The organism is Nitratireductor luteus, assembly GCF_026162365.1.
In the GTDB taxonomy this organism is placed as follows: Bacteria; Pseudomonadota; Alphaproteobacteria; order Rhizobiales; family Rhizobiaceae; genus Chelativorans; species Chelativorans luteus.
The window spans coordinates 73,475-86,577 of sequence record NZ_JAOANW010000008.1; the positions used below are offsets into that span (position 1 = coordinate 73,475).

Below are 13,103 nucleotides of genomic sequence, written 5' to 3' on the forward strand. Positions count from 1 at the left end.
TCTCACTCCGCTGCCGCCAGGCGGGCGTCTTTTTGCCGCGCGATGCGGTGGACCCGCTTGGTCTTGATGGATTCGAGCTGTTCGGCGCTCGGATCGGCGCCGCCCTCATAGGCTTCCAGGAACTCCAGCAGCTCTTCGCGATAGGCGTAATAGTCGGGATGGGCGAGCAGCGCGGCCCGCGAGCGCGGACGCGGCAGGTCGACCTCCATGATGTTGCCGATCCTGGCATTGGGCCCGTTCGACATCATCACCACCCGGTCGGCCAGAAGGATCGCCTCGTCCACGTCGTGGGTCACGCAGACGGCGGTGACCTGGGTACGCTTCCACACCTCCATGAGCACATCCTGCAACTCCCAGCGCGTAAGGCTGTCGAGCATGCCGAATGGCTCGTCGAGCAGCAGCAGCTTGGGCGACAGCGCGAAGGCGCGCGCGATGCCCACGCGCTGCTTCATGCCATTGGAAAGATCCTGCGCGAGTTGGTGCATGGAAGCGCCCAGACCGACACGCGTCAGGTAATACTCGATCACGTCGCGCTTTTCGGCCTTGCTGGCGTCGGGGTACACCTTGTCGACGCCGAGCTCGACATTCTGGTACGCCGTGAGCCAAGGCATGAGCGAAGGCGACTGGAATACCACCGCCCGCTCCGGCCCCGCGCCCGCCACTTCGGTGCCGTCGAGGATGATGCCGCCCTCGGAGATCTTGTTGAGCCCGGCAGCCATCGTCAGGACCGTGGACTTGCCACAACCCGAATGGCCGATGAGGGTGATGAACTCCCCTTTCCTCACCTTGAGATCGAAACCGTCAACGACCGTCAGCGGACCCTTGGGGGTCGGATAGACCTTCTTCAACTGGCTGAACTCTAGATAGCGCTCCGTCACCGGGCTTTGCGCGGCACGCCGGTAGGCGGTAGGCAGCCGCTCGCGCTGGGTGATAGGAACGATATCCGGCAGAACGATATCGCGCTCCGCATCCGCGCCACGCTCCGCGCCGATATCCATCAGATACTGCGTGACCTCGGCCCGCAGCTTGATGAAGGCGGGATCCGAATTCATCTCGGCCCGGTCGCGCGGGCGCGCCAGGTCGACCTTGAATTCGGGCCCGAAATGCGCGTCCGGACCGGGCGTCAGCGGCACGATGCGATCAGCCAGGAGGATAGCCTCGTCCACGTCGTTGGTGACGAGGATGATGGTCTTCTTCTCCTTCTGCGAGATCGCCGCGAACTCGTCCTGAAGTTTCGCGCGCGTCAGGGCATCAAGAGCGGAGAGCGGCTCGTCCATCAGGAGCACTTCCGGCCGCATGGCGAGCGCCCTGGCGACCGCCACGCGCTGGCGCATGCCGCCCGAAAGCTCCGCCGGCTTGCGGTCGCGGGCATGCGACAGCCCCACCATCTCGATATAGGTGTCGACGATGGCGCGGCGCTCCGCCCGCTTCTTCTTCTTGAACACGGTGTCGACGGCCAGCGCCACATTGCCCTCGACGGAGAGCCACGGCATCAGCGAATAGGACTGGAACACGACGCCGCGCTCCGATCCCGGCCCGTCGACCTCCTTGCCCTTGAAGATGACGCCGCCGGCATCCGGCCGGATGAGCCCTGCCAGCGCGGAAATCAGCGTCGTCTTCCCCGAGCCCGAGAAGCCGACGATGGCGATGAACTCGCCCTCTTCCACTTTCAGATTGATGTCGGTGAGGACGCGGTTGCGTTTCGCGCCCTCGCCGAAATGTTTGGTCAGTCCGGATATTTCAAGAAATGCCACATCCGCCTCCTATCGGTTGGCCGAGAAGGTGAAGGCGCGCTGCAGCGCATACATCAGCCGGTCGAGCATGAAGCCGATGATGCCGATGGTCAGCACGGCAACCATGATCTTGGCGAGCGACTGCGAGGATCCGTTTTGGAACTCGTCCCACACGAACTTTCCGAGCCCAGGGTTCTGCGCCAGCATTTCCGCCGCGATCAGCACCATCCAGCCGACGCCGAGCGACAGGCGCAGGCCGGTGAAGATGAGCGGCAGCGCCGACGGCAGCACCAGCTTGGTGATGGTCTTGGCGGTCGGGAGCTGCAGCACGCGGCCGACATTCATCAGGTCCTTGTCGACCGAGGCCACGCCCAGCGCCGTGTTGATCAATGTCGGCCACAAAGAGCACAGCGTGACCGTGACGGCCGAGATCAGCAGCGACTTCGGCAGCCAATCGACCGTATCCACGTAAAGCGCCGAAATGATCATCGTCACGATGGGCAGCCAGGCGAGCGGCGACACCGGCTTGAAGATCTGGATCAGCGGATTGATGGCCCCGTTCACCGTCTTTGAAAGGCCCGACGCAATGCCCAGCGGAACGGCGACGAGCGTGGCGATCAGGAAACCGAAGCCGACGGTGACCAGCGATGTGGCGATCTGGTCGAGATAGGTCGGTCGGCCGGTGTAATCGCGCCATTTGACCCGGTCCTCCCGACCGTCCGTGATGAGCTTGTCGTTGCGGGCTTTCTGGCGCTCGTGGAACTCCACCGCCTTCTGGCGCTCGGCCTTGTGGTCCTCCCACAGATTGACCGCCTGGTCCCACACCGCGACGGGGCCGGGTATGGCGCCCAGCGAAGTCTGCACCTGCGGCGCCAAAACGGCCCAGGCGGCGATGAAAAGGCCGATGCCGATCAGCGGGATGACCAGCACGCGCTTGAGCTCTCCGGCCTGTTCACGCGGGTTGTCGCCGGCCGCGATCTTGAGGATCGGCGTCAGCCAGGAGAGCCCCAGCGCGTCGAGCCAGCCAGCCGCCTTGTTGATCCGTGTGAACAGGCGCTCCTTCCTGGCTTCGCGCTCGGCGCTCCTCGTGTCGATTGCGTGGCTGGTGTCGGTCATGTCACGTCCTTGTGCGTTGGTTGGTCGGGCGGGAGGCTAGCCCCCCACGACCTCGGTGCCCTCCACCGTCTGGCCGGACTTCAGGCCGATCGGCAGGGAATCGATGTAGGCGTTGGGTTTGCGGCCGTCATAGGCGACGCCGTCGATGATATCGGCGGCCGGCGTCGGCGCGCGGTAGCCGTCGGAATCCCAGGGGAAATCGGCCTCGTCCACGTGGCCTTCCTCGACCAGCATGCGCGCCGCTTCCAGATAGAGATCCGGGCGGTAGACCGACTTGGCCACCTCGTCGTACCAGCTATCCGGCCTGGTTTCGGAAATCTGGCCCCAGCGGCGCATCTGTGTGAGGTACCAGACGGCGTCCGAGTAGAAGGGGTAGGTCGCGAAATAGCGGTAGAACACGTTGAAATCGGGCACCGCGCGCTTGTCACCCTTCTCGTATTCGAAGGTTCCTGTCATCGAATTGGCGATCACCTCCGCGTCGGCACCGACATATTCGGGCTTCGACAGGATCTCGACCGCCTCCATCCGGTTGGCGTTGTCGTTCTCGTCAAGCCACTTGGCCGCGCGGATCAGCGCCTTAGTGATGGCGAGCGTGGTGTTGGGGTTTTCCTCGACGAACTCCGCGGTCAGACCGAACACTTTTTCGGGATTGTTTTTCCAGATCTCGTAGTCGGTGATGACGGGAACGCCTATGCCCTTGAAGACGGCCTGCTGGTTCCATGGTTCGCCCACGCAATAGCCATGGATCGTGCCGGCCTCCAGCGTCGCCGGCATCTGCGGCGGCGGCGTCACCGAAAGCAGCGCCTCGGCCTTGATCTGGCCCGATGCGTCGGTCGGCGAATAGAAGCCCGGATGAATGCCGCCGGAGGCCAGCCAGTAACGCAGCTCGTAATTGTGGGTGGAGACGGGGAAGACCATTCCCATGTTGAAGGGCCTGCCTTCCGACCTGAACCGGTCGACCACCGGCTTCAGCGCATCCGCCTTGATGGGATGCACCGGTTTGCCGTCCTCGACCGGGACGTGCTCCTTCATCATCTCCCAGACCTCGGTCGACACGGTGATGCCGTTGCCGTTGAGGTCCATGGAAAATGGCGTCACGATATGCGCTTCGGTACCGAAGCCAATCGTCGCGGCCAGCGGCTGACCCGCCAGCATATGCGCGCCGTCGAGTTCGCCGGTGATCACGCGATCGAGCAGCACTTTCCAGTTGGCCTGGGGTTCGAGCGTGACATAGAGACCTTCATCCTCGAAATAATGAAGCTCCTTGGCGACCGCCAGCGGCGCCATGTCGGTCAGCTTGATGAAACCGAAGGTCAGTTCGTCCTTCTCGACGTCGAGCATGTCCGCCTGGGCGGCCGATACGGCCATCCCCAGCAAGGCGGTGGCGCCGATCATCTTTCGCATCCCGGCCGAAGCCTTGAAAATTCCTGTCATCGCGGTCTCCCTGGAGGCTGCGCCGCTTGGGATCGGCGGTCCTCTTGGTTGATGTTGAGCCATGAAAAAAGGCTGCCGAAGATTTGCCGCGCCCCACATGGAAGCGCACAAACCCGTCCGGCAGCCTTGCCTGTGCGCCCTTCATTGGACGCATCTTGTTGGTGTCCCCTCTGGACCCACAGAATACTATGCAGAAACCGTGCCAGTTTTTGGCAAGGACAAATTTCGTTTAATTATCAATGTGTTGATTTTTCCGGCCGGAAAGCGGGAGCTGGCGGCGGCGATGAGCGCCTGACCAAACCGGCATCGCAATGCACAAATATTGTGCGACGCACTATGAAGAGCAAAACTTGTGCAAAGCCGATCGGTCCGGCGCGTCACGCTTCTTGCGCGGCGGCTCCCGCCTGGGCGGCGATATAGGCGTCGAGGGTGGCGGGGTCGAAAATGGCCCCATCGAAAAAGCCGTCCGGCCCCAGCACGAGCTTGCCCGCAGTCGCCCCCACCGGTGTCGGCACGGTCAACGCGCCTTCCACCTTCATGCTGGCCGATGGCATGGCACGGTCCAGCGGGGCCAGCGCCCGCCTGTAGATGTCCGGCCGATAGGAGGTTCTGGCCTTTTCAGCATTCTCGGCGCTATGGGGCACCTGCCCCCAACGCACCATCTGGGAATAGAACCACAAGGCGTGGCTCTGCCAGGGGAAGGTCGCCGCCTTTCCCGCAGGCACGAAGAAGTCGGCTATTTCCGCGATCCCGCCACCCGTCTCGACCCGTCCTTCCAGAGCCCGCAGGAGGAGACCGACGGGCTTGTTCAGATAAGCCTCGCCAGCGAGAATTCCGGCGAGGTCTTCCCGATTCTCCGGCACAGCGCACCATTCGCCGGCGCAATAGAGAGCGCGGATGAGTGCCGCCAGCCTGTCCTCATGCGCCTCCGCCCAGTCGCGGCGCACGCCGAGCACCTTCTCGGGGCTGTTCTTCCAGATGGCCGCCTTCACGGTGACGATATGGCCGTGCCCGCCCGCGACGGCCACGCTGTTCCACGGCTCGCCGACGCAAAACCCGTCGATCCGCCCGGCAGCCAGGGCATCGGACATCAGGGGCGGCGGCACGACGGTGATTTCGACATCGCGTTCGGGATCTATCCCGCATGCGGCCAGCCAGTAACGGAGCTCGAAATTGTGCCCGGAGTGCGGATGGACGACGGCGAAGCACAACCGCTCCCCACCCCGCCCAGCGCGCCATGCGATTATTTCCCGCAAGGCCGCGCCCGCAGAGGCCGGATCGTCAATGCCGCGCGCGCCCGCTTCCGCCATCCCCGCCCACAGCGCGTTGCCGACCGTCACCGCATTGCCGCCCAACCCCAGCGACATGGGTGCGACGAGCGACAGCCGCATGGGGGTCAGGCCGAGATTGGCGGCAACGGGCATCGGCGCAAGCATATGCGCCACATCGAAATGCCCGACCGCGACGCGGTCGCGGACATTCGCCCAGGAGGTCTCGCGCATCAGCGCAAGCTCTATGCCCTCCTCGGCGGCAAAGCCCCTCTCCCGCGCCGCAACCAGGATGGCGCTGTCGAGCAGGGGCAGGAAACCCGCGGTGATGTGATGGGTGGCGCTCATGGCAGACCTCCTCCGTCGAGCAGGCCCGAAGCCACCACAAGGCTTTGGGCGATTTCGGAAATCTTGCGGTTCTGGTTCATCGCCGTGCGGCGCAAAAGCGCATAAGCCTCTTCCTCCGAAAGGCCCCGCGAACGCATGAGGATGCCCTTGGCCTTATCGATGATCTTGCGCGATTCGAGCGCGCTACGGGCCTCGTCCAACTCGCGGGACATGCGCGAGAAAGCGTTGAACCGGCTGATCGCCATGTCGAGGATGGGTTTCACCCGCTCCTGCCGCAACCCGTCGACCACATACGCGGAGACGCCGGCGTCCACGGCGGCCTCAATCGCCGCCTGGTCGGAGCGGTCGACGAACATGGCAATCGGCCGTTTGACCGCCCGCGACAGGTTGAACATGTTCTCCAGCATGTCGCGATTGGGATTTTCAAGATCGATGACGATGACGTCCGGTTCGATATCGGCGATGCGCCGGGCAATGGCGTTGACATCATGGACAATCGTGACGCGCTCATGCCCCGCCTCACGCAGGCCGGCCTCTATGATGGAGGCGCGCGGGCGGTTTTCGTCGATGACCAGTATGGAGAGAGAGCGCGAAGACATGCTCTTATTTTGCGCATGCACAATGATTGTGCAATGCGCAAATACAAACTTTCCCGGGAACCCGGATCAGGAAGCCCGCCGGTCAGCTCTGTTGAACGCGCTGTCGCTGCCGGGACTTGCCTCGGCACGTTCGACGGCCGAGTGGCTCGAGGCTTCGCCCAGTTCCTGCAGCAGGCGCAGGCGGGCGCGGTTCAGCCGGCTCTTGATAGTGCCCATGGCGCAGCCGCATATTTCGGAGGCTTCCTCGTAACTTGCACCCAGCACACCGATCAGCATCATGACCTCACGCTGGTTTTCCGGCAGACGCTGGATGGCGTTGTGAATCTCCAGCCCGCGCGCCGACCACTCCTGGGTGGCACCGACGAACGGATCGCCCGAAACGCAGTCTGCCGAGCCCGGCGCTTCCCGCTTGGCGACTTTGACTCTCGTGTAGAACGTGTTGCGCAGGATGGTGAAGAGCCACGATTTCATACTGGTGCCGGGCCGGAATTGATGAAGATTTGCCAGTGCCTTGGTCAGCGTTTCCTGCACGAGGTCGTCGGCGTCGGTCACATCACGGCAGAATGTGCGGGCGAAAGCGCGCAGTGCGGGGATGAGTTCGACAATCTCCGACTTTACCGTGCCTGGCACGCTGTGATCTGAATGGCGGGGCAATGCCATTGCGAAGCCTCCTGCCTATGACGCGACGATTGCGGGATCGATCACTTAATGCGCAATGGCTTCGCCCGGTTCCACACATGCGGCCACCTCCCTCGCCCGCAAACGGAAAACCTCTCACATATGAGTATTGGGGAAGTTGCCTCGCGCAGGTCGGCGTCCGAATGGACGCAGGATCAGCGTGAGGCTTCTTCGAAGCGTCACGCTGATCCGTGTCGTCGTGGAGCGCGATCTGGACTAAAGCGACACGCGCCGCAGCCTGAGCGCGTTGGCGATCACGCTTACCGAGGACAGGCTCATGGCCGCCGCCGCGATCATCGGAGAAAGCAGCATGCCGAAGACGGGATAGAGAATGCCGGCCGCGATCGGCACGCCAACGCCGTTGTAGATAAAGGCGAAGAACAGGTTCTGTTTGATGTTGCGGATGGTGGCCAGCGCCAGCTTGCGCGCCCGCACGATGCCGTTCAGATCGCCCTTTACCAGGGTGAGGCCGGCGCTTTCCATCGCAACGTCGGCGCCTGTGCCCATGGCGATGCCGACCTCGGCGGCGGCCAGCGCCGGCGCATCGTTGACCCCGTCGCCGGCCATGGCGACGCGCGCTCCCTGCGCCCGCAGATCGTCAACAATCTTCTTCTTGTCCTCGGGCAGGACGTCGGCCCGCACCTCGTCGATGCCCATCTTGGCCGCCACCGCCTGTGCCGTGCGCGCATTGTCGCCGGTGGCCATGATAATCCTCAGCCCCAGATCGTGCAGCGCGCGGATGGCCTCTGCAGCCGTTTCCTTGATCGGGTCCGCCACGGCGACAAGCCCGCCCGCCTTGCCGTCGATCGCGACATACATGGCGGTCTTGCCTTCGGCCTGTAGCGCTTCGACGCGATCCTGGAGCCCGGAAATGTCGATACCCAGACCCTCCATCATCCCGCGATTGCCGAGCACCACCCGCTTGCCCGAAATCCGGCCCGAGACGCCCTTGCCGGTAACCGCTTCGAAGTCCTCGCTCGGGGACGTCTTCAGCCCCTCGGCTTCCGCGCCGGCGACGATGGCCTCGGCCAGCGGATGCTCGGAGCCGCGTTCGAGGCTCGCCGCCAATTGCAGGAGTTCCTGCCGATCCACGCCTTCCACCGTCACCACGTCCGACAGTTTCGGCCTGCCCTCGGTCAAGGTTCCGGTCTTGTCCACGATCAGCGTGTCGACGCGCGAGAAGCGCTCCAGCGCCTCGGCGTCGCGGATGAGAACGCCGGCCTGCGCTCCCCTGCCCGTCGCCGTCATGACCGACATAGGTGTCGCCAGGCCGAGCGCGCACGGGCAGGCGATGATGAGCACCGAGACTGCCGCCACAATGGCATGGATCATGGCCGGCTGCGGCCCCACCAGCGCCCATATGACGAACGCAATGACAGCCACCAGGACGACCGCCGGAACGAAATAGGCGGCGACCCGGTCGGCCATGCCCTGGATCGGAGCGCGCGATCGCTGGGCCGAAGCCACCATCTCCACGATGCGCGCCAGCATCGTATCCGCACCGACCTTCTCGGCGCGCACGATGAGCGAGCCGTTCTTGTTGAGCGTGCCGCCGGTGACGTCGTCTCCGGCCTGCTTTTCGACCGGAATGGGTTCTCCGCTGATCATGGACTCGTCGACTGAAGATCGTCCCTCCTCGACCACACCGTCGACCGGCACGCTTTCGCCCGGCCGCACGCGGATGAGATCGCCGACGACAACCTCCTCCAGCGGCACGTCCTGTTCGCTACCGTCGTCGGATATGCGCCGCGCGGTCTTGGGCGACAGATCGAGCAGCGCGCGGATGGCCGAACCCGTGCGTTCACGCGCCTTGAGCTCCAGAACCTGGCCAAGGAACACCAGCGTGACAATGACGGAGGCCGCCTCGAAGTAGACCGGGACCGTGCCGCCATGCGTGCGGAAGGAAGGCGGAAATGCGTGCGGAAAGAGTGTCGCCACGACGCTGTAGCCATAGGCCGCCCCGACACCGATCGCGATCAGCGTCCACATGTTGGGGCTGCGGTTGACGATGGACTGCCAGCCGCGCTTGAAGAATGGCTTGGCCGCCCACAGCACCACCGGCGTGGCAAGCACAAGCTCGGCCCACGCCGCAACCTGATCTCCCAGCCACTGGCGGACAGGCAGGCCCACCATCGACCCCATGGCGATGACGAGCAGTGGCAGGGAAAGCGCAGCGCTGACCCAGAAGCGGCGGGTGAAGTCGACCAATTCCGGGTTCGGCCCCTCCTCACCCGTGGGCACGCCCATCGGTTCCAGCGCCATGCCGCATTTGGGGCAGTCGCCCGGCTTATCGCTGACCACTTCAGGATGCATGGGACAGGTGTATTTCGTGCCTTCCGGCATCGGTTCGCGCGCTGGTCTTTCGGCCAGATAGCCTGCCGGATCGGCCTTGAACTTTTCCAGGCAACGCGCCGAGCAGAAGTAAAAGCCCTCGCCTTCATGGCGGAAAAAATGCCTGGCGGTGGCCCGGTCGACGCTCATGCCGCAGACCGGGTCCCTCGCCTCGATATAGGCCTCCGGCTCCTTGGCAAACTTGTCACGGCAGGACTGGCTGCAGAAATGGAACAGATGCCCGCCGTGCTCATGCGACGGTTTTCCGCTATCCGGATCGACCGTCATACCGCAGACGGGATCGCGTATGACGGTGTCCTTCAACAGGCCGCTCTCATTCTCATGTGTTCCGCAACAATGCGCGTCTTGTGACATTCCCGCTGCTCCATTCACATAGGCGATTCAGGTCGCCGACTTGCATGGAGATAGGCCTTCCAGTTACTGGAAGGTCAAGGGATTAGTTGATATCCGCTTTTTTGTCGGACCGGGCCTCGGCGAGGAGCCTCGAAAAACTCGTCGTCAGATGGGCGCGCCGCACATGGCCGACGGCGGAAAGATCGGCGCTTTCGATCGCCAGCATCACATCGCGCATTTCGCGCTGGAAGGATTCGACCTCAAGACGCAGCATGTCGCGATAGTGGTCGAAGCGCGATGCCGTCTTCAGCCAGATGCGTGTCGTCTGGAAGTAGAGCCGCTCAGAGATGTCGCGCAGCGGTTCGTTTGCCGTAAGCCGAAGGATGAGCTGGAAGAAATCCATGTTCAGGCGGGCAAATTCGCGCGCGTCGAGCCTCGAGGCCAGCTCGGCGCATCTGGCCTCCATTTCGAACAGTTCGTTGAGCATCGCTTGGTCAGGCGGGACCGGCATGAGCTTGCCGATCAGTTCGGCCAGTTCGATGCGCAGGCGGTAGACCTGGGAGAGTTCCTCAATGTCGATGTCGGTGACAATGGTTCCGACCCCGTGCACCGACCACAGCAGGCCCTCATCCTCAAGCCGCGCCAGGACGCGGCGGATAGGTGTGCGGCTGGTGTGAAACTCCTCCGCCAGATCCTCCTCGCGCAGCCGCCTTCCGGGCGGATAGTCGAGGAGGCAGATACGTTTGCGCAGCGTTGCGTAGATGCGCTCGTAGCGGGCGCGTGCATCGCTGGCGGGGATATCGGTCATCGGACCAGTTGAGCCGACAGCCGCTCGAGCATGCCGAGGCATGCGTCGAGCTGCTCGAGGGAAATGAACTCGTCCGGCTTGTGCGCCTGCTCTATGGAGCCCGGACCGCAGATCACGGCCGATATGCCTGCGGTCTGGAACAAACCCGCCTCCGTGCCGAACGCGACGACTTCCGCCTCACTGAGGCCGGTAAGCTCCGACACAATACGCCGCGCTTCCGACTGAGCGGCGGGCTCCAGCCCCTCCACCTCGCCGATCACCTGCGTGACGATATCGGCCTCGGCATGGACGGCCTGCATCGCCGGACGCAGAACCTCGTCCACATAAGCCTGGATATTGTTCTTGACGAAAGCGGCGTCGGCATCGGCCACCGGCCGCATTTCCCATTCGACGCTGGCATGGCTGGCAATCACGTTGCGGGCCGACCCGCCATCGAAGCGGCCGACCTGCAGCGTCGTCCAGGGCGGGCTGAAGCGGTTGGACTTCGCCGCCCGCTCCTTCAGCTCCTCGGACAGCGCCATCAGCCGCGAGATGTAGCGCACGGCATATTCGATTGCGTTGACCCCGCGGTCGGGATCGGAGGCGTGTCCCGCGCGGCCGCGAAATTCCGTCGTGTATTCGTAGCAACCCTTGTGCCCTTCGATGATGCGCATCAGGGTCGGCTCGCCGATAATGGCGGCGGACGGGCGCAGATCCATCCGCTCCAGTTCGCTCACCAGCGTACGCGCGCCCAGGCACCCGACCTCCTCGTCATAGGTGAAGGCAAAATGCAGCGGGCGCTTCAGCTCGAGCGCAGCGAAATCCGGCGCCTTGGCCAGGCAGCAGGCGATGAAGCCCTTCATGTCGCATGTTCCGCGCCCATAGAGCCGGCCATCGGCCTCGCGCAGCACGAAGGGATCACTGGACCAGTTCTGGCCCACCACCGGCACCACATCCGAATGTCCCGAAAGGACGATGCCGCCGTCGCCCTCGGGTCCCAGCGTGGCGAAAAGATTGGCCTTGGTGCCGCTCTCGTCGCGCATGATGGAGATGCGCGCGCCCACTTCCGACATCAGTTCGGTGGCGTAGGCGATCAGTTCGAGATTGCTGTCGGCCGATATGGTCGGAAACGCGACCAGCTCGGCCAGGATGTCGCGGGCGCGCGCAAGCGTGGCCATGTCAGTCCTTCACGATCAGTTCGCGAGGCCGGCGGCAGAGCGCCTCGGCCGGCCCTTCGTCCTTAATGAGAATGCTTTCGGTGATTTCCAGGCCCCAATCGGCCATCCACAGGCCCGGCATGAAGTGAAAGGTCATGCCCGCCTCAAGGACGGTTTCGTCCTCGCGGCGCAGCGAGATCGTGCGCTCGCCCCAATCGGGCGGATAGGAAATGCCGATCGCATAGCCGCAGCGCCCGTCGCGCTTGATGCCGGCCCGTTCCAGCGCGCCGTAAAGCGCATCGGCCACCTGCCCCGCACGGTTGCCCGCTTTGGCGATCTCAAGTCCGGATTCGATGCCCTCCACCAGCGCCTTCTCCGCATCCAGCATGTATTGCGGCGGCTTGCCGAGGAACACGGTGCGGCAGAGCGGCGCGTGATAGCGTCGGTAGCAGCCGGCGATCTCGAAGAACGTTGCCGAACCCTGCTCGAAACGGCGGCTATCCCAGGTCAGGTGCGGTGCGGCGGCATCCGAGCCCGTCGGCAGCAGCGGCACGATGGCCGGATACTCGCCCCAGTCGTCGTCGACGCCGCGAATGGCGTCGCCGTAGATTTCGGCCACCAGATCATTCTTCTTCAGCCCCGGTTCGATGCGTTCGACGATGCCGTCTATCATCTTTTCGGAAATGCGCGCGGCGCGGCGCATGAAGATGATTTCCTCCTCGGATTTGACCGCCCGCTGCCAGTTCACGAGCGCGGTGGCATCCACGAACTTGGCGTCCGGGAGTTCCTCCTTCAGAACCAGATAGGCCTTGGCGGAGAAGTAGTAGTTTTCCAATTCCACGCCGACGCGCTGATTGGCATAGCCATAGGCGCGAATGATCTCGGCCAGGTGCTGCATGGGATGCAGCGTGGTGGCCTGTATGTAGTGATCCGGATAACGCAGCACGCGCTCGTCATCCATGTAGACGGTGCGCACGGCGCCATTGCCGTCCATCGCCCGTCCCCACCAGATTGGATCCTGATCCTTGAAGACGAGCACGCCCTGGTGGACGTAGAAGGACCAGCCGTCATAGCCCGTCAGCCAGGCCATGTTGGACGGATCCTCGACGAACAGAATATCGATTCCTTTCGCCTCCATGGCCCTGCGGGTTTTATCCAAGCGCTGGGCGTATTCCAGAGCGGTAAAGGGCAATGCGACTGCTGGCATATAAGACCTCCAAAGGCCGGCGCGACGTGATTCCGCCGGGTACTTTCGCAGTTGTATACAAATTGGTGAGCGTCACCCATAATGAATGCGT

11 protein-coding genes are annotated in these 13,103 nt (G+C 63.6%); 1 reads left to right on the forward strand and 10 read right to left on the reverse strand.

Translation table 11 applies throughout. The features are described 5' to 3' along the window. Positions 1-2 precede the first annotated feature (2 nt). The 3 genes from N1058_RS12805 to N1058_RS12815 are packed head-to-tail and all read right to left on the reverse strand — an operon-like array spanning position 3 to position 4,244. The gene (locus N1058_RS12805) at positions 3-1,754 is read right to left on the reverse strand and encodes an ABC transporter ATP-binding protein (RefSeq protein ID WP_265517955.1); all 1,752 of its coding nucleotides are present in this window, start codon (positions 1,752-1,754) and stop codon (positions 3-5) included. Positions 1,755-1,763: 9 nt separating this feature from the next. Beyond that, the gene (locus N1058_RS12810; RefSeq protein WP_265517956.1) at positions 1,764-2,849 is read right to left on the reverse strand and encodes an ABC transporter permease; all 1,086 of its coding nucleotides are present in this window, start codon (positions 2,847-2,849) and stop codon (positions 1,764-1,766) included. Positions 2,850-2,885: 36 nt separating this feature from the next. Then, positions 2,886-4,244, reverse strand: coding sequence for a CmpA/NrtA family ABC transporter substrate-binding protein (locus tag N1058_RS12815; protein ID WP_420847987.1), 1,359 nt, complete (start codon positions 4,242-4,244; stop codon positions 2,886-2,888). 100 nt (positions 4,245-4,344) lie between these two features. Between N1058_RS12815 and N1058_RS12820 the strand changes: the two genes are divergently transcribed. Next, on the forward strand, positions 4,345-4,578 hold the full coding sequence (locus N1058_RS12820; RefSeq protein ID WP_265517957.1) for a hypothetical protein: 234 nt from the start codon (positions 4,345-4,347) through the stop codon (positions 4,576-4,578). 82 nt (positions 4,579-4,660) lie between these two features. On the opposite strand, the gene N1058_RS12825 is transcribed toward N1058_RS12820, so the two are convergent. From N1058_RS12825 to doeA, 7 genes are all read right to left on the reverse strand, one after another. Continuing rightward, a complete protein-coding gene (locus N1058_RS12825) occupies positions 4,661-5,899 on the reverse strand; it encodes a CmpA/NrtA family ABC transporter substrate-binding protein (RefSeq protein WP_265517958.1) in 1,239 nt (412 codons plus the stop codon). Beyond that, positions 5,896-6,498 carry an ANTAR domain-containing response regulator gene (locus N1058_RS12830; protein WP_265517959.1) on the reverse strand — a complete coding sequence of 201 codons (603 nt, stop codon included), beginning with the start codon at positions 6,496-6,498 and terminating at the stop codon, positions 5,896-5,898. Before N1058_RS12830 ends, N1058_RS12825 begins: the two co-directional genes overlap by 4 nt. 66 nt (positions 6,499-6,564) lie before the next feature. Beyond that, the gene (locus N1058_RS12835) at positions 6,565-7,158 is read right to left on the reverse strand and encodes a sigma-70 family RNA polymerase sigma factor (protein WP_265517960.1); all 594 of its coding nucleotides are present in this window, start codon (positions 7,156-7,158) and stop codon (positions 6,565-6,567) included. A 234-nt stretch (positions 7,159-7,392) separates the two neighbouring features. Further along, positions 7,393-9,882, reverse strand: coding sequence for a heavy metal translocating P-type ATPase (locus N1058_RS12840; protein ID WP_265517961.1), 2,490 nt, complete (start codon positions 9,880-9,882; stop codon positions 7,393-7,395). A gap of 82 nt (positions 9,883-9,964) precedes the next feature. Next, the gene (locus tag N1058_RS12845) at positions 9,965-10,669 is read right to left on the reverse strand and encodes a GntR family transcriptional regulator (RefSeq protein ID WP_265517962.1); all 705 of its coding nucleotides are present in this window, start codon (positions 10,667-10,669) and stop codon (positions 9,965-9,967) included. Next, positions 10,666-11,826, reverse strand: coding sequence for an acetylornithine deacetylase (gene argE, locus N1058_RS12850; RefSeq protein ID WP_265517963.1), 1,161 nt, complete (start codon positions 11,824-11,826; stop codon positions 10,666-10,668). Before argE ends, N1058_RS12845 begins: the two co-directional genes overlap by 4 nt. A 1-nt stretch (position 11,827) precedes the next feature. Continuing rightward, positions 11,828-13,012, reverse strand: a complete 1,185-nt coding sequence (gene doeA / locus N1058_RS12855) for an ectoine hydrolase DoeA (RefSeq protein ID WP_265517964.1) — start codon at positions 13,010-13,012, stop codon at positions 11,828-11,830. Positions 13,013-13,103: the final 91 nt, after the last annotated feature.